The organism is Streptomyces sp. NPDC107538 (assembly GCF_055657445.1).
On the sequence record NZ_JBVKAY010000019.1, the window covers coordinates 56,394 to 80,317 of the forward strand.

The window sequence follows — 23,924 nt, forward strand, 5'->3', positions numbered from 1 at the left end:
CGGCGGCGGGTAGTCGTCGGCGGCGGCGGGTAGTCGGCGGTGGTGGTGGTCGGCGGCGGCTGCGGCTGCGGTGGTCGGGGCCCTCGGGCGGGGCCAGGTCGTGGGGTCGGGTCGTGGGGTCGGGCGTTCGTCCGGCGGCCGGGGCGCCGGTGGGCGGCGGCAGCGGATGCCGGGCCGGCGGGCCACCGCTCCCGCCCGCGCCCACACCCGCCTTCGTCGGGGATTCCGCAGGTCGGGGGCGGCAGGCACTCGCCGGGGTGCGGCTTGGCGAGTACGATCCGGCAGACACGGGAGCGAGCTGGGAGGACGGGCGTTGGGGCGACTGACCGGCGGGGATCCTTCTCTGCTCCGAAGAATCAACTCGGCCGTGGTGCTGCACGCGCTGCGCGCCACGGACCACGCGACACTCACCGAGATCACCAGGGTCACCGGGCTGTCGCGGCCCACGGTCGAGGGCGTCGTGGAGGGGCTGGTCGAGGCCGGGCTGGTGGTCGAGCGGGCCGCCGACGAGGGCGCCGCACGACGGCAGGGGCGCCCGGCGCGACACTACCGGTTCCGGGCCGAGGCGGGCCATCTGCTGGGCCTGGACGTGGGCTCGCACCAGGTGACCGCGCTGCTCGCGGACCTCGACGGGCGGGTGCTGGGCTCGCTGACCAAGGATGTCTCGGAGTCGGCGTCGGCGGACGACCGGCTGGAGCGGCTGCGCTCGACCGTCGCCGAGCTGCTGCGCAGGTCAGGCGTCTCCCGGGGCTCGCTGCGCGCGGTCGGCGTGGGCAGTCCGGGGGTCATCGAGGCCGACGGCGCCGTACGTCTGTGCGCGGCCCTGCCGGAGTGGACGGGGCTGAACCTCGGCGAGCGGCTGAGCCGTTCCTTCAAGTGCTCCGTGCTGGTCGAGAACGACGCCAACGCGGCGGCCGTCGCCGAGCACTGGAAGGGCGCCGCCGCCGAGTCGGACGATGTGGTGTTCGTGTTGGCGGGGCTGAGTCCGGGCGCCGGTTCGCTGATCGGCGGGCGGCTGCACCGGGGGTACGGCGGCGCGGCCGGCGAGATCGGCGCGCTGCATCTGCTGGGCCGCGAGGCCACCCCGGAGGCGCTGCTGTCGACGACGGGTGAGCCCCTGCATCCGCTGGACGAGCAGGCGGTCGCCGAGGTCTTCCAGCACGCGCGCGAGGGAGACGAACGGGCCCGTGAGGCCGTCGACCGCTTCATACAGCGCCTCGTGCACGACGTGACGGCCCTCGTGCTCGCCCTCGACCCCGAACTCGTGGTCGTCGGCGGCTGGGCGACCGGTATCGACGATGTCCTCGACCCCCTCCGCCACGAGCTGGCCCGCTACTGTCTGCGTCCGCCCCGCGTCGCCCTCTCCCGACTGGGCGAGACGGCCGTCGCCATGGGCGCGCTCCGGCTGGCCCTGGACCATGTCGAGGAGCAGCTGTTCGCGGTGGAGGGCACGGTCACGGCCCGCCGCTGACGGCCGTGCCCCGGACGTCCGGGCACGAGAACGCCGCGCCCCGGATGTCCGGGGCGCGGCGGGTGCGGCTCGCGGTGCGGCTCGCGGGTGCGATTCGCCGGGCGTGCGCGGGGTCAGGACGCGCGGCGCTCCGGGCCGTGGTGGATCTCGACGCCGCCCGAGGCACCGAAGGTCAGGCGGCACGTGTCAGCACGGTAGGTGGCCAGGGAGACGGCCGCCGTGCGTCCTTCGGCGTAGAAGCGGGTGGTGACGACGAGGACGGGCGCGCCGGGCAGCCGGTCCAGCTCCTTGGCGTCGTCCGCGCGGGCGGAGCCCAGCTCCACCGAACGCTCCTGTCCCTCCAGCTCCAGACGCTGCAGCTCACGCAGTACGGCACGCGCGCGTGCGGCACCGGAGGGGGCGTCTATGGCGGACAGGGCGGGCACCGAGGCCGCCGGGATGTAGAGCAGTTCGGCGGCGACGGGCTGGCCGTGCGACATACGGGAGCGGCGTACGACGTGCACCTGCTCGCCGTGCACGCTGTCCAGGATGTCGGCGACCGCGACGGGCGGCGCCGAGTCCGTGCAGTCCACGGTCTGCCAGGTGTCACCGACGGTGCCCGGCCACGCGTGCTGCTCGGTGCCGACCGCGACGCCCACGCGCGGGGGTGCCACGGTGGTGCCGACGCCGCGCCGGCGCTGCAGTCGGCCCTCCAGTTCGAGCTGCTCCAGCGCTTGGCGGAGGGTGGCCCGGGCGACACCGAAACGGGCCGCGAGATCACGTTCGTTGGGCAGGATCTCCCCCACCGAGAACTCGGAGTCCAATGCCTCACTGAGCACGGTCTTCAGATGCCAGTACTTCGGTTCCGGCACCGATTCCAGCTGCTGGGTCCCCACCCTGTCCTCCGCTGCTTCGCCGTGGCCCGGCGGCGTTTTTAGCGCCCTTGTTTATTAAAGGTTGTTGCACTTTCTTGCGACCATAGGCCTGCCCCCACCCTTGGTCAAGACCAATCATCGAACCCTCGGGCATCCGACAGGTCGGACGCCCGACAGCGTTCATCAGAGCTTCACGGCCGCCAGTGCGAGCAGCTTCTCCGGGTTGCGCACGATGTAGACGCACTGGATCCGCCCGTCGACGACGTCGAGTTGGAACACGCTGTCGACCTTGCCGCCGGCCAACAGCACCACCGCGTGGCCGCCGTTGATCTCCATGAAGCGGAACGAGACCTCCGCGACGCCCTTGCCGGCCGCGCCGTGCAGGAACCGTCCCACCTTGTCGGCGGTTTCGAGGACCCGCACCGGGGCCTTGCCGATGCCGCCGCCGTCGCCCACCAGCCGCACGTCCGGGGCCAGCAGCGCCATGAGTCCGTCGAGGTCGCCACCGGTCGCGGCGGCGAGGAACTTCTCGGTCAGCTCACGGCGTTGGGCCGGGTCGACCTCGTAGCGCGGCCGGCGCTCGTCGACATGCCTGCGGGCTCGTCCGGCGAGTTGGCGGACGGCGGGCTCGGCGCGGTCGATCATGGCCGCGATCTCGGCGTAGGGAAAGCCGAAGGCCTCCCGGAGCACGAACACCGCGCGTTCCAGGGGCGACAGGGACTCCATGACGACGAGGACGGCGAGGGAGACGGTGTCCGCGAGGACGGCCCGCTCGGCGGTGTCGGGGACGGTGGCCCCGTAGTCGGTGATGTACGGCTCGGGCAGCCAGGGCCCTGGGTAGGCCTCGTTGCGCGACTGCACCTGGCGCAGCCGGTCGATGGCGAGGCGGGTGGTGATCCGGACCAGATAGCCGCGTGGTTCACGCACCTCGGACCGTTCGGCGCCGGACCAGCGCAGCCAGGCCTCCTGGACCACGTCCTCCGCGTCGGCGATCCGGCCGAGCATGCGGTAGGCGACTCCCATGAGGACGGGGCGGTGCTCTTCGAAGACGTCGGTCGCGATATCGGTGTCGGTGGTCACCCGTCCATCCCATCCCGGCGGGCGCCGCCCTGTCCAGGCGATTCCGCGCACGCGCGGAGGCTTGTTACCGACAAGGACTACCCGCCGGTAGCAGTTGCTGACAAGCTGTCTATGAACGCCGTACGTCAGAACGCCGTACGTCAGAACGCCGTACGTCAGAACGCCGTACGTCAGCGCGCCCCCTCCCAGACGAGGAGCTGCACCATGTCCGCCGCCACGGTCTCCTTCCAGGTCCCCACCCCGCTCGGCCCGCGACCCGTGACGGTCTCCTACGCGCGCGAGGGCGCGGGCGAGCCGCTGCTCCTGCTGCACGGCATCGGCCACCACCGGCAGGCCTGGGACCCCGTGGTGCACATCCTGGCGGCCGAGCGCGAGGTCATCACCGTGGACCTGCCCGGCTTCGGCGAGTCCCCGGCGCTGCCCGACGGCCTCGCCTACGACCTGCCCACGACGACCGCCGTGTTCGGCGCCTTCTGCGAGACGCTGGAGCTCGACCGCCCCCACGTGGCCGGCAACTCCCTGGGCGGGCTGCTCGCCCTGGAGCTGGGCCGCGAGAAGCTCGTACGGTCCGTCACGGCCCTGTCGCCCGCCGGGTTCTGGAACGAGGCCGAGCGGCGCTACGCGTTCGGCGTCCTGCTCACCATGCGGCACATCTCGCGGCGGCTGCCGCTGCCCCTGGTCGAGCGGCTGTCCCGGTCCGCGGCCGGCCGCACCGCACTGACGAGCACCATCTATGCCCGCCCGGCCCGCCGTTCACCGGAGGCGGTGGTCGCCGAGACGCTCGCGCTGGCGGGGGCCACCGGGTTCGACGCGACCCTGCGGGCCGGCGGCAGCGTCCTGTTCACCGACGACGTCCCCGGGCTGCCGATCACCGTGGCCTGGGGTACCCGGGACTGGCTGCTCGTCCGCCGCCAGGGCGTCCGCGCCAAGCGGGTCATCCCCGGCGCCCGCCTCGTACGGCTGCCCGGCTGCGGCCACTGCCCCATGAACGACGACCCCGCGCTGGTCGCCCGCGTCATCCTCGACGGCAGCCGCTGAGGTTTTTGGCCGCCTCTTTCGGCGCGGGTCCGGTGGGGGCTGGTCGCGCAGTTCCCCGCGCCCCTGAAAGGGGCCTGCGGCCCTTTCGCGGCGAAAGGCATGGGGCGCAGCCCCTGCTTTTCAGGGGCGCGGGGAACTGCGCGAGTAGCCCCACCGGACCCGCACCCACCGACGCACCGAAACCCCCGCGTTCCACGCGGCGCCCGCTTCCCTCACGTCCCGGACAGTTGTTCACTTGACGTTTCCGTGTGCGCTGCGGCGTACGCGTAGTCATGGCTGTGCACACTGGCCGGATCCGTCACTGGAGGCGCATTCATGTCACACCGTCCGCCGAGTTCTCAGCCCGGCCGCCGCAGCGTGCTGCGCGGCTCGCTCGCCGCGTCGGCGGCCCTCGCGCTGCCCGGTTCCGTCGCGCTCGGTTCGGTGCCGGCGCTGGCCCTGTCGGGGCGGCCCAAGGCCGGGTGGGGTGTGCAGACCGGCGACGTGACCGCGCACTCCGGGCTGGTGTGGGTCCGGTCGGACCGTCCGGCGCGGATGATCGTCGAGACGTCCGCCACCGAGTCGTTTCGCAACGCGCGCAGATGGCACGGCCCGCTGCTCGGCGCCGGCACGGACTTCACCGGCACCACGCGGCTGAGCGGTCTGCCGTCGGGTGAGCAGATCCATTACCGGGTGCTGCTCGCCGACCCGGACGACCCGCGCCGCACGGGTGAGCCGGTCACCGGGACGTTCCGTACGACCTCGCTGAAACGCCGTTCCGGGGCGCGGTTCGTGTGGTCGGGCGACCTGGCCGGGCAGGGCTGGGGCATCAACCCGGACCGCGGCGGCTACCGCATCTTCGACGCGATGGGCGCGCTGGACCCGGACTTCTTCCTGTTCAGCGGCGACACCATCTACGCGGACGGCCCGATCGCGGCGACGGCCGCGCTCCCGGACGGCAACACCTGGCGGAACGTCACCACCGAGGAGAAGTCCAAGGTGGCCGAGACGCTCGCCGAGTTCCGGGGCAACTTCCGCTACAACCTGCTGGACGAGAACCTGAAGCGGTTCAACGCCCAGGTCCCGGCGATCGTGCAGTGGGACGACCACGAGGTCACCAACAACTGGTACCCGGGCGAGATCCTCACCGACACCCGGTACACCGAGAAGAACGTGGACGTGCTGGCGGCGCGGGCGCGGCGGGCCTTCAGCGAGTACTTCCCGATCTCCACGCTGCGGCCGGGCGCCCGGGAGGGCCGCGTGCACCGCGTGCTGCGCCACGGCCCCCTGCTGGACGTGTTCGTGCTGGACATGCGGACGTACCGCAACGCCAACTCGCCCGACACGCAGACCACCGACGCGGTCGGCATTCTCGGCGCCGAGCAGTTGCAGTGGCTCAAGCGGGAGCTGTCGAAGTCGCGCGCGGTGTGGAAGGTGATCGCCTCCGACATGCCGCTCGGCCTGGTCGTGCCGGACACCGGCGACGGCAAGCCGAACATCGAGGCCGTGGCGCAGGGCGATCCGGGCGCTCCGCTCGGGCGGGAGCTGCAGATCGCCGAGCTGCTGCGGTTCATCAAGCACCGGAAGATCACCGGCACGGTGTGGCTGACGGCCGACGTCCACTACACCTCGGCGCAGCACTACCAGCCGTCGCGGGCCGCCTTCACCGACTTCGAGCCGTTCTGGGAGTTCGTCTCCGGCCCGCTCAACGCCGGCGCCTTCCCGGCCAACGCGCTCGACAACACCTTCGGTCCCGAACGGGTGTTCATGAAGGCGCCGACCACGGCGAACGTCTCCCCGGCGGGCGGCTACCAGTTCTTCGGCGAGGTCGACATCGACGGCCACAGCGGGGAGTTGACGGTCCGGCTGCGGGAGCAGGACGGGACCGTGCTCTACACGAAGGTGCTGCAGCCGGGTCTCGTCGGGCAGTAACCCGTAGCCCGTACGCAGCCCGCAGCCCGCAGCCCGCAGCCCGTACGACGATCGCCCCTGAACCTCGCGTTTTCGCAGGTCAGGGGCGATTGTCAGTGGTCGCTCCTACGGTTTTCCCATGACGCGATCTCTGCAGGCCGTGGCCTACACCCGACCCTCCGTGCTGGAGTCCGTGGCGGGCGGACGTCGGCTGGGGCTCGAGACCTCCCGGGGTGCGACCCCGACGGGTGTCGAGGACCATCCGCGGTTCTTCACGGGCTTCCTGACCTCCCCTCAGGTGGCGGCGGCCGGGCTGCTGGCGGTGGCCGACGTGGCGGCGGCGCGGTACTTCCAGCAGCAGCTGCGGTCCTCGCTGGATCCGGTGGTGACGGGCAACGGGGACCGGCTGCGGTTCGAGTCCTTCTCGGGCTGCGGCGGCGTCTACGCCCGGCTGGACGTGCTGGGGCCGGGCCTCGACGGTGGCGAGGTGGGGCACGGCACCACCAATGTGGACGTCAACAACCCGCTGCGGGAGGCGCTGTCCCGGATCGGCGGGGACGATCCGCTGCATCTGCGGGTAGGGCCCGAGGAGTTGGCGGTGACCACCCTGGACGGTCCGGTGGTGGAGAAGAAGGTGCCGCTGCCGGACCGCTGGCTGCGCGGTTTCGCCGAGGCCCAGGTGATCGCGGCCGGGTTCGATCTGCGGGCCGAGCTGCCCGCCGCCGAGGCGGTGCGGTTCCTGCGGTCGCTGCCGCGCGGCGGTGCGCGCGGGGCTTCGCGGGGCGCCCAGTGGGTCGTGCCCGCCGGACGCGCGCTGCGGCCGACGACCCGGCCCGTCCCGGGCGCGGTCTGTCTGCCGGGCCCGGAGCGGCTGGTGGCCCTGCAGCGGGTGCTGCGCCATGCCACGGCGCTGCGCGTCTACGGTCCGCCGGCCACCGGTGAGACCGCGGTGGCCGGCGCCTGGGAGGTCGTGCTCCCCGGTATGCGGCTCACCCTCACGCTGTCCCCGGAGGCCGGGCGGGGCTTCTCCGGCGAGGGCGGGGTGCTGGAGGCCCTGGCCACCGACGAGGCCGCCGAGGACGCGGAGCTGATCGGGGTCCTGCTCGCCTGGGAGCCGCGCATCGACATCGGCGACCTCGCCGCCTCGTCCGGCCTGCCGGCCGAGCGGGTGCGGGCGGCGCTGACCCGGCTGGGCACCTCGGGGCGCGTCGGCTACGACACGGCGGAGGCCGCGTACTTCCACCGTGAACTGCCGTACGACGCCGACCGCGTCGAGCGCCACAATCCACGGCTGCGCTCGGCCCGCGCCCTGGTGGCCGCCGGAGCGGTCGCCCTGGACGGCGACCTCGGCACCGTCACGGCCGAGGACGGCCATGTCCACCGGGTCCGGGACAGCGCGGGCACCCTGAGCTGCTCCTGCCTCTGGTGGGCGAAGTACCGGGGCGGCCGGGGCCCCTGCAAGCACGCGCTGGCGGTGCGCATGGTCCGCAGGGGCGCCACGGCGGAGCCGGATGGCACACAGGCCGACGCAGAAGCCGGCGCGGTACGGATCGACGGGGGTGCGCGATGAGTGCGGAGTCGCTGATCAGGGCGGTGCGGTCGGGGAACATGAGTGACCTGGTCGCGCTGGTGGACGGGATGACGGACGCCGAACGGCGCGCGTGCGTGCCGGAGTTGAAGCAGCTGCGGAAGGAGCTGCGGGCCGAGCCGTGGAGTTCTCCGGCCCAGCGCGCGTATCCGACGCTGCATGCGGCGGGTGCCGTCTGTCAGACGGGCGCCGCCGCCGTGGCGGCCTGGCTCACCGGGTCCGAGCTGCGCTGGCGGCAGGCACCGCCGAGGGTGCTGATCGACGTGCTCGGCGACCGTGATCCCGCCTGGCTCGCCGAGGTCGTGCGGCGCCTGGCGGAGCGCCCGCTCTCCTCGGACGTCCCGTACGAGCTGATGGCCGGCCTCGTCCGGCTCGCGGGCTGCCCGGTTCCCACGTCCGAGGCCTATGTCCGGGGCTGGATGGACCACGTCGGACGGCAGCGTCGGCACGCGGGCACGGTCATCGGAACCCTGCGGACGGACCCGCATCTGGCGGAGCTGGTCGCCGCGCTGTTCGAGACCGAGGAGATCGGCGCCCGCAGCGACTGGCGGTACGGCGAAGGGCTGAACGACTGGACGTACGCCCTCACCCAGCTGACCCGGGAGGGCCTCCTCGACCGCGAGGCCATGGTCGACGGGTGTGTGGCCCGGCTGCTGCGCGGCGGCGGCTCCATGGCGGACAACAAGGTCTTCCTGGGCCTGCTGACCGCGTTCGACCTCACCCGCGACGAGCAGCGCGCGCGGATCGCGGACTGGACGGCGCTGTGCTCCGACGCGCCCTCCACGGTGGCGGCGCACGCGCAGTCGGTCCTCGCGGGCTTGGCGCTGGAGGGCGAGTTGGGGCTGCGTCGGCTCGCGGAGCTGTCCGGTGCGGTGCTCTTCCGCACCGAGAAGAAGCTCGTCCGGGCCCAGCTCGTGCTGCTGGGCAAGGCGCTCAAGCAGGATCCGTCCACGGCCGCCGAGCTGCTGCCGGTCATCGCCCAGGCGTTCGGGCACCCGGACACGGATGTGCAGGAGCGGGCGCTGAAGCTGGTGGAGCGTCACCTGGGCGACCTCGACGACACCGGTGATCTCGGCGACGTCGGCCCCGGAAGCGGCGGGGAGGCGATCGGCGTACGGGACGAGATCGCCGACGCCGCGGCCCAGTTGATCCCCGGCCTGCGGGTCCGGGCCCATCGGCTCCTCGGTGCTCCGGGCACGGAGGAGCCCGCCCCCGAGGTGTACGAGGAGCTGCTGCCGCCCGTTCCCCTGCCGACCCGGGTCGCCCCGGCGCCGGAGACGGTGACCGAACTGGCCGAGGAGATCGGTGCCCTGCTGGCCGCGGAGGGCGAGGTCGACGCGTTCGAGCGGGCGTTGGACGGACTCGTCCGGCACGCGCACCGGGACCGGGACGCGTTGGTGGAAGCGCTGGGCCCGGCGGCGGCCGGACGCTGGTGGACGGGCATGGGCACGGGGTACGTCGACAAGTACTTCCGTGAGTCGGCCCACGGCCTGGAGATCATCCTCGCGACGCTGTTCGAGCGGGTGCGCACCGACGCCCTGCGCCCGACCCGCAACAGGGCAGAGGAGTCGGCGGGTTGTGTGCACAGCGGCCTGGCCTGGTCGTTCGACGCCCGGCTGCGGGAGATCGCGTATCGGATCCGGACCGAACCGCTGCCGTTCCTGCTGGCGACGCCCACCTGGAGCACGGGGTCGCTGGAGGCGGCGGACCTGGTGGAGCGGCTGGACGTCTACCGGCGGTCGGGCGTCCGGCCGGGCGAGGCGGACTTCGCGCAGGCCCGGCTGCGGGTGCGGCGCGACGACCCGGCGGCGCTCGCGTCCGCCGCGGCGGCGGCCCGGCGGCTGGGCACGACGGAGGGCGACCGGCTGGCCGAGTGGCTGCTGACGGGCGTACCGTCGCAGCCCGTCGAGCGGGGCCGTACGGCCGGGCCGAGGATGCTCGTGGAGTTCGGTGAACTGCCCGAGCTGCGGGTCGATTCGTTCCCGCCGGAGTTCCGTCGGCTGGGGCGGCCGTCGTCCGTGTACACGGACCGCTACTACTGCGCGCACTGGGACGACGACGAGTGGAAGCACTGGCTGGCGCTGGTGCCGGGGCGGCCGGAGCTGGTGGCGGGACGGATCCTGCGCGATCTCTCCATGGCCACCATCGAGGACACCCGGTCCGGCTACAGGTTCCTGCCGACGCTCGCCGAGGCGGAGGGCGAGGCGGGCCCGGCCGTCCATCTCTGTGTGGCGTACGGGCTGGGCGCGCAGCGTGCGGAGGACCGGCTCGCCGCCGTGGACGCCCTGCTGGTGCTGGCGGCGCGCGGGCGGCTGGACGCGGCGCGGTTGGGGGCCGACCTGGGGAAGCTGGCGGTGCTGGGGAGTGTGAAACCGGCGCGGCTCGCGGAGGCGATACGGACGGCGGCCTCGACCGGGGCGTACGGCACGGCCTGGGCGGTGCTGCGGGAGGCACTGCCACCGCTGCTCGCCGAACTCACGGAAGGCGCAGCACCCACGGAACTCTCGGACGGGAAGGGGGCGAAGCCGGCGCCGCGCGGTCTCGGGGATCTCGTGGCCGTCGCCGCCGAATGCGTGGAGCGCTCCGGGGCACCCGGGGAGCTGCCGTATCTCGCGGAGGTGGCGGAGCGGCGGGGTTCGTCCCGGCTGGTGTCCCAGGCCCGGCGGCTGCGCGCGGCGCTGGGAGAGGGGGTGGCGGGGGCGGTGGTCTGACCTCGGCGGTCACGGTCGGCGTCGGATCCGGCAGCATCGGTCAGCTTCGGTTATACAAACCGCAACAAAAGGTGCGGAACGATGCTTTTACCGGTCAGTCACAAAGCGTTCGTGATCACGCAACACCGTTCGTTCACAGTGGCCCCATGACTCCAGACATGTCAGATGCTACGCGGGCCCGGAACGGCCGCGCGATCCACCACCACTTCCTCTCGGCCACGGCCGGGTTCCGTGGCTGGTGGGAACGCCGCCACGGGCACGCGCCCCCGACCGGTGATACCGACGCCCGGCCGCCGCTCGCCGAGGGGCAGCAGGCCGGGCCGTCCGCCGAGGCCGCCCCGGTGGTCACCGGTGCGACCCTGATGTGGCGGATGCGGACGACGGTGAAGGACGAGCCCGGTTCACTGGCCGCGCTGTGCATGGCGCTGGCGGGGCACCGGGTCGACATCCTGAGCCTGCAGACGCATCCGCTGGCCGAGGGCACGGTGGACGAGTTCCTGCTCCGGGCGCCCGAGGAGCTGTCGGCCACCGAGATCGTGCGGGCCGTGTCGGAGGCGGGCGGCTCCGGGACCTGGATCGAGCGCGGTGACGCCCACGACCTGGTGGACGCGCCGACCCGGATCCTCGGTCTGGCCACGCGTACGGCACTGGACGCGGCGGAACTGCCGCTCGCGCTGCGGCAGTTGCTGGGCCGCTGCACCATCCGCTCGCTGCCCGCCACCGCTCCCGGCTCGGGCCGGGTCCAGGAGAGCGCCCCGGTCGAAGGGGTCCTGGAGGAGACGGTGATGCGGCTGCGGGCGCCGGAGGGCGGGGTGATCACGGTGGAACGGCCGTATCTGCCGTTCACGCCGACGGAGTTCGCGCGGGCGCGGGCCCTGGTGGAGCTGGACGCGCGGCTGGGGCCGAGGATCCCGCGCGGCGAGGACGTGCTGACGCTGCCCGAGGGCAACGACATCACGGTGCGGCGTGCCGACGCCGGGGATCTGCGGGCGGCGAAGGAGATGCACGAACGGTGCTCGGCGCGGACGCTGAGCATGCGCTACCACGGGCCGGTGGGGGACGCCGACCGGTATCTCAAGCACCTGCTGAGCCCGCGCTTCGGGCGGACGCTCGCCGCGCAGACGGCCTCGGGTCGTCTCGTCGGGCTGGGTCACCTCCTCTGGGACGGCGACGAGACGGAGATCGCGCTGCTCGTCGAGGACGACTGGCAGCGGCGCGGGATCGGCGGGGAGTTGCTCCGCAGGCTGGTGGACATGGCGGCGGGGACGGGGTGCGCGCACGTGTACGTGGTGACGCAGTCGTCCAACACGGGGATGGTCGCGGCGATGCGGGGGCTTGAGCTGCCGCTCGACTATCAGATCGAGGAGGGGACGCTGGTGATCACCGCGCGGTTGGACGAGGTGCGGGTGGTTGAGGCTGCGGAGGGGCGCCGTCGGGGTTGACGCCCCGTCGTCGGCTACCGGTGCGCTGTGGCTGGTCGCGCAGTTCCCCGCGCCCCTGCAGGGGTGCTGCGCACCCTGCTCCCCAGCGCCGCGTCCAAATCCGTCCACAGGTCCTCGACGTCCTCCAAGCCAACCGACATGCGCAGCAGTCGGTCGCTGACGCCTGCGCCGCGGCGGTCGGTCTCGTCCACGATGCGGTGGCTGATGGAGGCGGGGTGCTGGATGAGGGTGTCGACGCTGCCGAGGCTCACCGCCGGGGTGATCAGGCGGACGGCGGCGATGACCTCGTGGGGGTCGCCGTGGACTTCGAAGGCGATCATGGCGCCGCCGATGCGCGGATAGTGGACGCGGGCGACACGCGGGTCGGCGGCGAGACGGCGGACGAGGTCGGCGGCGGTCGCCGAGGCCGCGCGGACCCGGACCGGGAGCGTGGACAGGCCGCGCAGCAGGAGGTAGCCGGCGAGCGGGTGCAGGACGCCGCCGGTGGCGAAGCGGACCTGGCGCAGCCGCCCGGCGAACTCCTCGTCGCAGGCCACGACCCCGGCCATGACGTCACCGTGGCCGCCTAGGTACTTGGTGGCGCTGTGCAGGACCAGCCGGGCGCCCTGTTCGACGGGGCGTTGCAGGACGGGCGTGGCGAAGGTGTTGTCCGCCAGCAGCGGGACCGAGCCGCAGGCGTGGGCGAGGGCGCGGAGGTCGAGTTCGGCGAGGGTCGGGTTGGCCAGCGTCTCGACCAGGACCAGGCCCGTGTCGGGGCGCAGCGCGTCGGCGACACCGGCCGGGTCGACCCAGGTGACCTCGGTGCCGAGCAGCCCGGCGGTGAGGAGATGGTCGCTGCAGCCGTACAGGGGCCGTACGGCGACGACATGGCGCAGGCCCATGGAGGCGCGGACCAGGAGGACGGCGCTCAGGGCGGCCATGCCGCTGGCGAAGGCGACCGCGCTCTCGGTGCCTTCGAGGCGGGCGAGGGCCGTCTCGAAGCGGGCGACGGTCGGGTTGCCGAGCCGTCCGTAGATCGGTGGGCCCTCCGGTTCGGCCCCGTCGCCGGCGAAGGCGTCGATGCGAGCGGCCTCGCCCCGGCTGTCGTACGAGGGGTAGGTGGTCGACAGGTCGATCGGCGGAACGTGCAGGCCCTGGCGCGCGAGGTCGTCGCGGCCGGCGTGCACGGCCTCGGTGGCCAGTGCTCTCGGCGTGGAGCGTGCGTGGTCGTACGCGTGCGTGCTCGCTGAGTTCATGGGCGCCAGAGTGAACATCGACCGGGCCGTAGGGGGCGAGCGCCGTGTTACGTTCGGACAATGGCCGAATCTGTCGTACTCGATCCGGTAGATCTCCATCTGCTGCGGCTGTTGCAGAACGACGCCCGGACGACGTACCGGGACCTTGCCGCGCAGGTCGGGGTCGCGCCGTCGACCTGTCTGGACCGGGTGACCCGGCTGCGCCGGGCCGGTGTGATCCTCGGTCATCAGCTGCGGCTGGATCCGGCCAAGCTGGGGCGTGGTCTGGAGGCCTTGCTGTCGGTGCAGGTCAGGCCGCATCGGCGGGAGCTGGTGGGGCCGTTCGTGGAGCGGATCCGGGCGCTGCCGGAGTCGCGGACCGTGTACCACCTCACCGGGCCGGACGACTATCTCGTGCATGTCGCGGTCGCGGACATGGCGGATCTGCAGCGGCTGGTCCTGGACGGGTTCACCTCCCGGCGCGAGGTGGCGCGGGTGGAGACCCGGCTGATCTTCCAGCAGTGGGAGTGCGGGCCGCTGCTGCCGCCGGACACCGAGGGGGCCGCGTCGCCGTGAGCGCTCCGGCCCGTTCGCTCGGCCCGTTCGCTCCGGCCCGTTTCGGGCCCGGGTCCGGCCCGGATCACGCCATGAGCGGAATCCGGCCGACGTAAGGCCCAAGCGCCCGTCAAGGAGCTGACGTCGTCCCCGTCGCCGTACCAAGATTGTCGGCATGGCTGACACCAAGAGCTTCCTGCCCCGCGAGGTCGCCGACGCGTATGTCGACGATCTCATCGCCCTCGACCCCGTGACCGGCACCTATCTGGGTGTGAAGGAGAGTTCCGGCAGGCTGCCGGACACCTCGCCGGCGGGCCAGGAGGCCCGGGCGGAGCTGATCCGGGCTACGCTCGCGCGGCTCGACGAGGCGGAGCGCCGGCCGGGCGCGGACAGTGACGCCGAGCGCCGGTGCGCGCGCCTGCTGCGGGAGCGGCTGACGGCGGAACTGGGCGTGCACGAGGCGGACGAGGGTCTGCGCGCGGTCGGCAACATGGTCACGCCGCCGCACGAGGTGCGCGAGGTCTTCACCATCACGCCCGCCGAGACCGAGGACGACTGGCGGGCGATCGCGGAGCGGCTGCGCGCGGTGCCGACGGCGTACGCCGGGTACCGCGAGTCCCTCGCGCTGGGCCTGGAGCGCAAGCTCTACGCGGGCCCGCGTCCGACGGCGACCTTCATCGGCCAGCTCACCGAGTGGGCGGACACGGACGGTTCGGGCCGCGGCTGGTTCGAGGACTTCGCCGCCGCCGGCCCCGAGTCGCTGCGCGCCGAACTGGACGAGGCCGCGCGCGGCGCGACCCGGGCCGTGGTGGAGCTGCGCGACTGGATGCGCGACGTGTACGCCCCGGCGGTCGAGGACGCCCCGGACACGGTCGGCCGGGAGCGCTACGGCAGGCTGGTCCGCTACTTCACCGGGTCGGACCTGGACCTCGACGAGGCGTACGCATACGGCTGGGCGGAGTTCCACCGGCTGCTCGGCGAGATGAAGAAGGAGGCCGCGAAGATCCTGCCCGGCGCCGAGACTCCGTGGGTGGCGCTGGCGCACCTGGACGAGCACGGCCGGCACATCGAGGGCGTCGACGAGGTCCGTGAGTGGCTGCAGTCGCTGATGGACGAGGCGATCGAGGCGCTGGACGGCACCCACTTCGACCTGGCCGAGCCGGTCCGCAAGGTCGAGTCGTGCATCGCCCCGCCCGGCGGCGCGGCGGCCCCGTACTACTCGGCCCCGACCGAGGACTTCTCCCGCCCCGGCCGCACCTGGCTGCCGACGATGGGCGCGACCCGCTTCCCCGTCTACGACCTGGTCTCCACCTGGTACCACGAGGGCGTCCCCGGCCACCATCTCCAGCTCGCGCAGTGGGTGTACGTCAAGGACGACCTGTCGCGCTACCAGGCGACGATCGGCGGGGTGAGCGCAAACGCCGAGGGCTGGGCCCTGTACGCGGAGCGGCTCATGGACGAGCTGGGCTTCCTCAAGGACGCGGAGGAGCGGCTCGGTTACCTGGACGCGCAGATGATGCGCGCGGCCCGGGTGATCGTCGACATCGGCATGCACCTGGAACTGGAGATCCCGGCGGACTCCCCCTTCCACCCGGGCGAGCGCTGGACTGTTGATCTGGCGCAGGAGTTCTTCGGCGCCCACAGCAGCCGCCCGGCGGACTTCGTGGAGAGCGAGCTGACCCGCTATCTGACGATGCCGGGCCAGGCCATCGGCTACAAGCTCGGCGAACGCGCCTGGCTGCTGGGCCGGGAGAACGCGAAGCGGCGCCACGGCGCCGCCTTCGACGCCAAGGCCTGGCACATGGCCGCGCTCTCCCAGGGCTCCCTGGGCCTGGACGACCTGGTGGACGAGCTGTCCCAGCTGTGATCCGGCTGTCCCAGCCGTGATCCCGGCCGGCCGGGCCCACCATCCCGCCGATGGCCGGGCCCGCCCCTGTCGACGGCCGGGCCCGGCCCCGTCGCCGGTCGGGCCCGGCCGCCGCACCTGCTCAAGTGGCCGGGGTGGCAGCCCTGTTCAGTCCGTGAGTGCTCTCACCCGGACGAGGCCGAGCCAGGTCTCCGGCCCCGTCGCGACGTGGGCGGCGCGCACCCCGTAGCGGCCGGGGCGCAGCTCCACCCGTACATGGTCCGTGTCCCGGAAGGCGCTTCCGGGCCAGGCGGCGTCGAACAGGACGACCGGGCCCGGCACCCGCCACTCCACCTCCGGCTCCCAGGCAGCCGCGTCGAGGGCCGCCGGGACGTCCGCGAGGAGGTCGGCCTCGGTGTCGGCCGCGTACCTGCGGACGAAGGTGCCGTGCTCGGGGAGGTACGCGGTGGAGGCGGGTTCATGGCCGAGGACCAGGGCGCGGGTGTCGCCCACGGGCAGCAGGCCGATGTGTCCGTCGACGTCGCAGGCGCGGTCGTAGTCGGACGACGTCTCGTCGCCGTCGGCGCCCGCCCAGAACGGCAGTACCGCCTCCGGCAGCGCTATGAGCGGTCCGCCGCTCGACTCCACCCACCGCACCACATCGGGCACCGCCACCGCATCCGCGTATCCAGCCATGCCCAGAAGTTACACGGCGCCCGCCCGGCCGAACTCGCCGCCCCCGCAGCCTTCTTGACAGTTTGTCAGCAACTGTGGTCAGCAACCGCAGTTCTCGGTGTCCACCGGGGTGGTCAGTGGGTCGGCCGTGTGTTGGGCCGTGCCCTCCCAGGTCTCGTAGGCGAGGCCCTCGCGTGCCCAGTACTCGAATCCGCCGAGCATCTCCTTGACCTGGAAGCCGAGTTCGGCGAGGGCGAGCGCGGCCCGGGTGCCACCGTTGCAGGCGGGGCTCCAGCAGTAGGTGACGACCGGCACGGACTTGTCGAGCAGCCTCTCGGCCAGCTCGGGGATCAGCGCGGTGGGGAGATGGACGGCGCCCGGGACGTGGCCCTGCTCCCAGGACGGGGTGGAGCGGGAGTCGAGGACGACGAAGCCGGGGTCGCCGTCGGCGGCGAGGGCGGCGGCCACGTCGGACACGTCGGTGTGGAAGACGAGACTGGCCCGGAAGTACGCGGCGGCCTCGGCCGGAGCGGCGGGCGCGACCCGCAGGACGGAGTTGACGGCGGACGTGGTGGAGACGCTCATGAGCCGGCCTTTCCCTCGTGGAAGCCCTTGCTTCCCTGACCAGAAATCTAGGGCCGGTGATCCCCTTTCAGAAGGGGCGTTCCACGGCCCGAGGGTTGATCGGCCGGGGATTCCCCTGCTATCCATCGGGAATGACCGCGAATCCCCCGTACGAGGCCGATGGCACCGACTGGCGCATCCTGGAGGTCCTCCAGCGCGAGGGCCGGGCCAGTTTCGCCGAACTCGCCCGTGCCGTGTCGATGTCGCCGAGCGCCGTGACCGAGCGGGTGCGGCGGCTGGAGGAGGCGGGCGTCATCCAGGGGTACGCGGCCGTCGTGGACCCGGAGCGGCTGGGACTGCCGATCCTGGCGTTCGTGCGTCTGCGCTACCCGAACGGGAACTACAAGCCGTTTCACGACCTGGTGGCCGTCACGCCCGAGATCCTGGAGGCGCATCACGTCACGGGCGACGACTGCTTCGTGATCAAGGTCGCCGCCCGTTCGATGCGTCACCTGGAGGAGGTGTCGGGCAAGATCGGCGCCCTGGGCTCGGTGACGACGAGCGTCGTCTACTCCTCACCACTCCCCCGGCGGCCGCTGGGCCACTGACGGTCACCGGCCTCACGGGCCTCACGGGCGTCACCGGCCTCATCGGCCGCGCTGTCGTACGACCGACCCCGTCCGCTCCTTCACGACCTCCAGCTGGGCGTGGACGCGCCGCCGCAGATCGGCGACATGGCTGACGATGCCGACGCTGCGGTCGCGTTCGCGCAGCGCGTCGAGGACGTCGAGGACCTCGTCGAGGGTCTGGTCGTCGAGACTGCCGAACCCCTCGTCGATGAAGAGCGTGTCGAGGCGTACGCCACCGGCCTCGTCCGTGACGACGTCGGCGAGACCGAGGGCGAGCGCGAGGGAGGCGAAGAACGTCTCGCCGCCGGAGAGCGTGGCCGTGTCCCGCTCCCGCCCGGTCCAGGCGTCGACGACATGCAGCCCGAGTCCGCTGCGGCCCCGCCCGGCCCGGTCGTCGGAATGGACGAGGGTGTAGCGGCCGGAGGACATGCGCTGGAGCCGTACGGTCGCGGCGGCGGCGACCTGTTCCAGCCGGGCGGCGAGGACGTACGCCTCCAGCCGCATCCGGCGCTCGTTGTCGGCGGAGGTGCCGGCCGCGAGCCCCGCCATCCGGGCGACGCGGTCGTACTCCTCCCGCAGGGGCGCGAGCCGGCGTACGGAGGTGGTGGCCCGCGCGGACAGCCGGTCCAGTTCGGCGCGGCGGCGCTCGGCGGCGTCCCACGCGGAGACGGTGCCCTGGAGCCGTCGGGCGGCGGCCGTGGCGGCCCGCTCGGCGGTCGCGAGGTCGGCGGGCGGCAGCTCTGCCGCGGCGGCCGTCTCCGTCTCGGCGAGGACGGCCCGCACGGCGGCCTCCTCCGACTGCCGTGCGTCCAGGCGGTGTTGCAGGTCCCGGTGGGCGGCGTCGTCGAGGACGGCGGCGGCAGCGGCCGCCGGGGTGTCGAACCCGGCGCGGAAGGCGGCGTCGGCGAGGCGCGCGTCGGCGTCCTTGAGCCGCTGCGCGGTGTCGTCGGCGGCCCGTACGGCCTCGGCGGCCCCGGTGAGGAGCGCGGCGAGCCGCTCCAGCTCGGCGGCCCGCGCGGCCACGCTCGCGGCCTCGCCCCGGGCCTGGGTCAACTCGCCTTCCAGGGCTGCCCGTTCCCGCTCCAGCGCGTCGCGCCGGGTGTTGCGGGACGCAGCCCGCACCGCGGCCTCCTGCTGGGCGGTGATCCGCCGGTCGCGCTCCCGTTCGGCGTGCAGCAGTGTCTCCCGCGCGGAGTGCAGCCCGGAGGCATCGCGTCGCGCCTGCGCATAGGAGCCTTCCAACTCAGCTGCCAGGTCGGCGAGTTGCTCGGTCGGGGTGTCACCGGCCTCGGCACTCGCGGCGGCCAGGGCCCGCTGGACGAGCCCGAGCCGCCGCTCCGCGTCGGCGCGCTCCTCGTCGGCCCGCTGGAACGCGGCGAGCGCCCGTTCCTCCGCCTCCCGGTCCACGTGTCCGGCGATCTTCCGGGCCGGCTCGGGGTGTTCGGTGCCACCGCAGACGGCGCAGGGCCGGCCCTCGACGAGTTCGGCGGCGAGTTCCGCCGCGATGCCCGACAGCCGCTGTTCCTTGAGGTCCAGCCAGTGCGCGCGGGCCTCGACCGCCGACTCGGCCAGCCGCAGCACCCGCGCCTGCGCCTCGTCGGTGTCCCGGCCGAGCTGGTCCCGCTGCCGGGCGGCCCCGAGCCGCTTCTCGGCGGGTTCCCGCCGCTCGGCGAGCTGTTCGGCGCGGGTGGCGGCCTCCTGCGCGGACTCGATCCGGCTCCGCAGTTCCGCCCGGGTCGTCTCCCACGCGGCCAGCCAGCCCCCGGCGTCCTGGAGGACGTCCTCGTCGGCGCGCTCCTCGTCGTCCAGCTCCGCCCGCTCGGTGAGGAGCACGGCGAGCCGCCGCTCCGCGCGACGGGCCGACTCCAGACCGCCCAGCTCCTCCGCCGCCTTCCGGGCGGCGGTGGCGAGCCCGGCGGCACCCGCGTCGGCGTGCGCCCCCGACAGCCGCGTACGCGCCTGCTCTTCCTCCGCACTCGCCCACCGGTGTTCGCGCTCGGCCTCGTCGCGCAGCTCCAGCGCGGGCACCACGGCCTCCGCCTTGCGGGCCCGCTCCATCCGCGCCCGGTCCTCCCGGTGGGCGTCGGCCCGCTCCGCCAGCCGCGCGGCCCGCTCCCGCGCCTCCGCGAACCGCCGTTGCAGCCGCGCCACTTCGCGTACGTCGTCCAGGGCGCGGTCGGCGGCGGCGCGCGCCGACTCGGCGGCGGCCCGCGCGCAGTGGGCAATGGTGAGCCGTTCCCGCGCGGTGCTGCGGGCGACGGCGGCCCAGGCGAGGACGGCGTCGGCGAGTCCCGGATCGCCCGGCGCCAGTTCGGGCGGCTCCGAGCCGTCGCCGGCGGCCTGCTGCATCCGGTGGGCGTCGGCGAGCAGTTCCGCGTCGCCGTCGCGGACCCGTGCCTCGGTCGCCCGGCGCCGGTCGGCGAGCCGCTTCTCGACGGCGGCGAAGTGGTGGGTGTCGAAGAGCCGGCCGAGCAGCTTCCCGCGCGCCTCGGCGTCGGCCCGCAGGAACCGCGCGAAGTCGCCCTGCGGCAACAGCACGACCTGGCAGAACTGCTCCCGGCTCATCCCGAGAAGCTGGGTGATCTCCTCACCGATCTCCTGGTGGGACCGGCTGAGATCCTTCCAGGAGGCGGCGACCGCGTCGTACTCGCGCAGCCAGCTCTGCGCCTTGTCCAGGGTGGTGCCCTCGCCGCGCTTCTTGGGCCGCTCCCAGGGCGGCTGGCGGGTGACCTCCAACCGGCGTCCGGCGACGGTGAGTTCGAGCCGCACCTCGGTACGCGTCGAGGGCGCCGCATGGTCGCTGCGCAGGGTCATGCCCTGGCCGCCGCCGTTCTGCCGGGCGCCCGGCACCGAGCCGTAGAGCGCGTAGCAGACGGCGTCCAGGACCGAGGTCTTGCCCGCGCCGGTCGGGCCGTGCAGCAGGAAGAGCCCGGCGGCCGAGAGGTCGTCGAAGTCGACGGACTGGGCGTCGCCGAAGGGGCCGAAGGCGGTGATGTCGAGCCGGTGGAGCCTCATCGGCCCCCTCCCGCGGCGGCGGGCCGGGGCGACCGGTGGACGGGGTTCATCGGGCGGCCTCCCGCAGCGTGTCGTCGGCCCGTACGTCGTCGAACGCGTCCCTGAGCACACGACGTTCGTGGGCGTCGGGGCCCGTGCCGCGGACGTGGGCCACGAAGTCCTCGGCGATCTCCTGGTCGTCGCGGCCGGCGAGGCGGCGGGCGTAGGAGAGATCCGGGTCGCCGGGGGCGCGCTCGGGGTCGAAGGCGAGGCTGAGGGTGTGCGGGAAGCGTTCGCACAGCCGGGCCATGGGCTCGGCGGGCCGGACCGGGTCGGTGAGGGTGGCCTCGACCCAGGCCTCCTCGTGCCGGGCCAGTTCCGGGTCGGCGAGCAGCTCGTCCAGGCGCCCCCGGATCCGGGCGAGCGGGCGCGGGACGGGGCAGTCGATCCGCTCGGCGTCCACCGAACCGTCGGCGCCGAGGTCCACCAGCCACATGCTCTTGCGGTGGTCGGTCTCGGAGAAGGAGTACGGCAGCGGGGAACCGGAGTAGCGGACGCGGTCGGTGAGGGTCTGGCTGCCGTGGAGGTGGCCCAGCGCCACGTAGTCGACGCCGTCGAAGACCCCGGCCGGCACGGAGGAGACACCGCCGACGGAGATGTCCCGCTCGCTGTCGCTGGGCGCGCCGCCGGTGACGAAGGCGTGGGCCAGGACGACGGAACGGGTGCCCTCCGGGCGCGTGGCCAGATCCGCCCGGACCCGGTCCATGGCGGCGCCGAGCACGGCTTCGTGGCCCGGCTTCTCGACCCCGAACTCGTCCTTCACCAGGGCGGGTTCGAGATACGGCAGCCCGTAGAAGGCGACCTCGCCGTCGGCGTCCGGCAGCACGACCGGTGTCCCGACCGCCGAGGCCGCCGTCCGCAGGTGGATACCCGCCCGGCCGATGAGCCCCGCTCCGACGCCGAGCCGCCGCGCCGAGTCGTGGTTCCCGGAGATCATCACCGTGGGCACACCCAGCTCGGCCAGCCGGTGCAGGGCGTCGTCGAACAGCTCGACCGCCGCCAGCGCGGGCACCGCCCGGTCGTACACGTCCCCCGCCACGACCACCACGTCCACGTCGCGCTCCCGCACGGTCGTGACCAGATGCGCGATGAACCCGGCCTGCGCGCCGAGCATGTTCACCCGGTGGAACGCCCGGCCGAGATGCCAGTCGGACGTGTGCAGAATTCTCAAGACACCGCTCCGACCTGCATGTTTCCCCCTACTCCCCTCCTGGACCCAGCACCGGACCAGCACGTCTCTCACTGTCGGCACCGTCCACGCTAGCGCCTCTCAGCACCTGGTCCCGCACGGGCCTCAGGCTGCCGCCGGCATACGGCGTCAGATGGCCGTGGCTGTCAGCCGTGATCTGGACGAGGACTTGTGGATCGGCTCCCCGGGAGGACGTGAAGGGCGTAGCTTCCCGGGTGAGTGATCGACCAGCCACCGAGGGGGCCCGTGATCGCGGCGCGGGTCGGGAAGGTACGCCTGTGCTCAGCGTGGTGCATGCCGATGGGGCCGAAGTCGACCAGTACACAGCCGAGTTGACGGCCGAGAGGGGCGGGGCCGGGCGTCGGCTGGTGGTCCGCGACGGCCACCGCCGGACCGGCACCGTGACCACCGCCGCGGGACCGTGGTGGCGCGAGTCGCCCAGGGGCAGCGACGTGCTGCCGCCGCTCTCCCCGCACGGATGGTCTTGGGCGGACTCCGTACCCGCGCTGGAGCAGCTGACGAAGCAACGGCAGGACGACCACGCCGCCGTCCAGCAGCGCGGTTTCAGGGGATCCGCCCAGGCCCGCTGGCGCGCGGTCGCCAAAGCCCACCTCGTCGGCCTGGTCCGCGCGGGCGCGAGGTTCGAGAACGGCGTCCGCGTCGAGCGTGAGGCGGCAGCATGAGCCGGCCCTCGCGGAGGCGGAGGTCACGCAGCGGTGGGGCGCCGAGGTGGGGCGCCCGCCATGGGGCGACGTGGTGGCGATCGGCGCCGACAGCGAGGGCGGGGGCCCGGGAGCCGCGGGCCTCCAGAACGCAGGAAGAAGGGAACACCGGCCCTGGTCGGCCTCCTCGGACCGACCGCCTCGGCATTCTCCTGTCCCTGCGTCCCGGCCAGCCGTGGCGCCCCGTCGTCGGACACCTCGGCAGCACAGCCCTCGCCCTGGTGTCCGGGACCACGGTGAGCGCGGGCGGCGAGGGCACCGACCTCTCCGCCGTCGCCCGCTCCTTCCGCGAGGCGAGCCGCGTCGCCGAAGCCACCGAGCCCGGCCAGCCGCTCCCGCCCGGACGCTCCTACCACGAACGATCCGAAATCGGCCTGCGCCGCCTGCTCTTCGCGCTCCGCGAGGACACCCGGATCCAGGACTACGCCGAACGCCGGCTCGGTCGGCTGGCCGACCATGACGCCCGCCACGGCACGGACTTGGTCACCACACTGCGCCACTACCTGGACGCCGCGGGCAACAAGACGGTGGCGGCCCGCTCCGGCGGACTGTCCCGCGAGACCGTCTACCAACGCCTGCGCACCATCGAACGCATCCTCGACTGCGACCTTGAGTCCGGCGAACAACACACCGAACTGCACGTGGCACTCACGGCGTTCGACGTCCTCCGGGTCCGGTGAGCGGGCCGTGCCGCGTGTGGAGGACGGGGCGCAGGGTGCCGCCACAGCCGGTGATGCAGCACCACCGGTGGGACTACGGTCACGCGTCGCCGTATGCCTCGCCGCCGAGTTCGAGGGCGGCCGTGCCGGCCGTGGTGTCGGCCAGCCAGGTGCGGAAGGTGGGGACGTCGGCGTCGGGGAGGGCGATCTCGATGGTGACGGCCTCGTCGTAGCGGACGTCACGGACCTCGCGCCCGGTGGACCGCAGGTCGTTCTGTACCTTGCCGGCACGTTGGTGGTCGACGGTCACCGTGGCCAGCCGGAAGCGCCGGCGGGTGAGCGTGCCGAGCGTGTCCAGCGCCTCGCCCACGGCACCGCCGTACGCCCTGATGAGGCCGCCCGCGCCCAGTTTGACCCCGCCGTAGTACCGGGTGACGACGGCGACGACGTACCGCATGTCCCGGCGGAGCAGCATCTGCAGCATGGGGACGCCGGCGGTGCCGCCGGGTTCGCCGTCGTCGCTCGCCCTCTGGACGGCCGCGTCGGCGCCGATGACGTACGCGAAGCAGTTGTGCGTGGCGTCGGCGTGCTCCTTGCGGACGGCCGCGATGAAGTCCTGGGCCTCCTGTTCGGTGGCCGCCGGGGCGAGCGCGCACAGGAACCGGGAGCGGTTCACCTCGGTCTCGTGCACGCCGGCGCGGGCGACGGTGCGGTACTCGTCCTGCATCCGGCCAGCCTATGCG

General features: G+C 73.5%; 17 protein-coding genes and 2 pseudogenes. 11 read left to right on the plus strand and 8 right to left on the minus strand.

Translation table 11 applies throughout. From position 1 onward, the window contains the following. Nucleotides 1–313 precede the first annotated feature (313 nt). Complete coding sequence (locus tag ACZ7MG_RS39145; RefSeq protein ID WP_471395481.1) at nt 314–1,471, plus strand: ROK family transcriptional regulator; 1,158 nt, start codon at nt 314–316, stop codon at nt 1,469–1,471. Between the two features lie 113 nt (nt 1,472–1,584). On the opposite strand, the gene ACZ7MG_RS39150 is transcribed toward ACZ7MG_RS39145, so the two are convergent. Next, nucleotides 1,585–2,346: a GntR family transcriptional regulator gene (locus ACZ7MG_RS39150; RefSeq protein ID WP_471395482.1), complete on the minus strand. Its 762-nt coding sequence runs from the start codon at nt 2,344–2,346 to the stop codon at nt 1,585–1,587. A gap of 162 nt (nt 2,347–2,508) precedes the next feature. Continuing rightward, nucleotides 2,509–3,405 (minus strand): RNA polymerase sigma-70 factor, encoded by an 897-nt coding sequence (locus ACZ7MG_RS39155; RefSeq protein ID WP_471395483.1) that lies wholly within the window; start codon nt 3,403–3,405, stop codon nt 2,509–2,511. Nucleotides 3,406–3,609: 204 nt separating this feature from the next. Here ACZ7MG_RS39155 and ACZ7MG_RS39160 point away from each other — a divergent pair, with 204 nt between their 5' ends. From ACZ7MG_RS39160 to ACZ7MG_RS39180, 5 genes are all read left to right on the plus strand, one after another. Beyond that, nucleotides 3,610–4,443, plus strand: coding sequence for an alpha/beta fold hydrolase (locus ACZ7MG_RS39160; RefSeq protein ID WP_471395566.1), 834 nt, complete (start codon nt 3,610–3,612; stop codon nt 4,441–4,443). 315 nt (nt 4,444–4,758) lie between these two features. Further along, nucleotides 4,759–6,354, plus strand: coding sequence for an alkaline phosphatase D family protein (locus ACZ7MG_RS39165; protein ID WP_471395484.1), 1,596 nt, complete (start codon nt 4,759–4,761; stop codon nt 6,352–6,354). Nucleotides 6,355–6,472: 118 nt separating this feature from the next. Continuing rightward, entirely contained in the window at nt 6,473–7,903 is a 1,431-nt protein-coding gene (locus tag ACZ7MG_RS39170) for an SWIM zinc finger family protein (RefSeq protein WP_471395485.1), read from the plus strand. After that, the gene (locus tag ACZ7MG_RS39175) at nt 7,900–10,632 is read left to right on the plus strand and encodes a DUF7824 domain-containing protein (protein WP_471395486.1); all 2,733 of its coding nucleotides are present in this window, start codon (nt 7,900–7,902) and stop codon (nt 10,630–10,632) included. The genes ACZ7MG_RS39170 and ACZ7MG_RS39175 overlap by 4 nt, the downstream gene beginning before the upstream one ends. 158 nt (nt 10,633–10,790) lie before the next feature. Further along, the gene (locus ACZ7MG_RS39180; RefSeq protein WP_471395487.1) at nt 10,791–12,074 is read left to right on the plus strand and encodes a GNAT family N-acetyltransferase; all 1,284 of its coding nucleotides are present in this window, start codon (nt 10,791–10,793) and stop codon (nt 12,072–12,074) included. 14 nt (nt 12,075–12,088) lie between these two features. Here ACZ7MG_RS39180 and ACZ7MG_RS39185 read toward each other — a convergent pair whose 3' ends face one another. Beyond that, nucleotides 12,089–13,309: a trans-sulfuration enzyme family protein gene (locus ACZ7MG_RS39185; protein WP_471395488.1), complete on the minus strand. Its 1,221-nt coding sequence runs from the start codon at nt 13,307–13,309 to the stop codon at nt 12,089–12,091. Nucleotides 13,310–13,369: 60 nt separating this feature from the next. Between ACZ7MG_RS39185 and ACZ7MG_RS39190 the strand changes: the two genes are divergently transcribed. Both ACZ7MG_RS39190 and ACZ7MG_RS39195 read left to right on the plus strand, forming a co-directional pair. Next, nucleotides 13,370–13,864, plus strand: a complete 495-nt coding sequence (locus ACZ7MG_RS39190; protein ID WP_471395489.1) for an Lrp/AsnC family transcriptional regulator — start codon at nt 13,370–13,372, stop codon at nt 13,862–13,864. Nucleotides 13,865–14,018: 154 nt separating this feature from the next. After that, nucleotides 14,019–15,710, plus strand: a complete 1,692-nt coding sequence (locus ACZ7MG_RS39195) for a DUF885 domain-containing protein (RefSeq protein WP_471395490.1) — start codon at nt 14,019–14,021, stop codon at nt 15,708–15,710. Nucleotides 15,711–15,857: 147 nt separating this feature from the next. Here ACZ7MG_RS39195 and ACZ7MG_RS39200 read toward each other — a convergent pair whose 3' ends face one another. Together ACZ7MG_RS39200 and ACZ7MG_RS39205 are read right to left on the minus strand one after the other, a co-directional pair. Continuing rightward, entirely contained in the window at nt 15,858–16,385 is a 528-nt protein-coding gene (locus tag ACZ7MG_RS39200; RefSeq protein ID WP_471395491.1) for an immunity 21 family protein, read from the minus strand. Nucleotides 16,386–16,463: 78 nt separating this feature from the next. After that, nucleotides 16,464–16,949 carry a rhodanese-like domain-containing protein gene (locus ACZ7MG_RS39205; protein ID WP_471395492.1) on the minus strand — a complete coding sequence of 162 codons (486 nt, stop codon included), beginning with the start codon at nt 16,947–16,949 and terminating at the stop codon, nt 16,464–16,466. Nucleotides 16,950–17,080: 131 nt separating this feature from the next. On the opposite strand from ACZ7MG_RS39205, the gene ACZ7MG_RS39210 reads away from it, so the two are divergent. Continuing rightward, nucleotides 17,081–17,536 (plus strand): Lrp/AsnC family transcriptional regulator, encoded by a 456-nt coding sequence (locus tag ACZ7MG_RS39210; protein ID WP_471395493.1) that lies wholly within the window; start codon nt 17,081–17,083, stop codon nt 17,534–17,536. A gap of 39 nt (nt 17,537–17,575) precedes the next feature. On the opposite strand, the gene ACZ7MG_RS39215 is transcribed toward ACZ7MG_RS39210, so the two are convergent. After that, a complete protein-coding gene (locus ACZ7MG_RS39215) occupies nt 17,576–20,572 on the minus strand; it encodes an AAA family ATPase (RefSeq protein ID WP_471395494.1) in 2,997 nt (998 codons plus the stop codon). Between the two features lie 46 nt (nt 20,573–20,618). Then, on the minus strand, nt 20,619–21,782 hold the full coding sequence (locus ACZ7MG_RS39220; protein ID WP_471395495.1) for an exonuclease SbcCD subunit D: 1,164 nt from the start codon (nt 21,780–21,782) through the stop codon (nt 20,619–20,621). Nucleotides 21,783–22,105: 323 nt separating this feature from the next. Here ACZ7MG_RS39220 and ACZ7MG_RS39225 point away from each other — a divergent pair. Further along, a pseudogene (locus ACZ7MG_RS39225) lies at nt 22,106–22,360 on the plus strand (IS256 family transposase); the annotation flags it as partial. Nucleotides 22,361–22,609: 249 nt separating this feature from the next. Further along, a pseudogene (locus ACZ7MG_RS39230) lies at nt 22,610–23,202 on the plus strand (PucR family transcriptional regulator); the annotation flags it as partial. A 79-nt stretch (nt 23,203–23,281) separates the two neighbouring features. Here the strand turns inward: ACZ7MG_RS39230 and ACZ7MG_RS39235 are convergent. Next, a complete protein-coding gene (locus ACZ7MG_RS39235) occupies nt 23,282–23,908 on the minus strand; it encodes a YigZ family protein (RefSeq protein ID WP_471395496.1) in 627 nt (208 codons plus the stop codon). Nucleotides 23,909–23,924 lie beyond the last annotated feature (16 nt).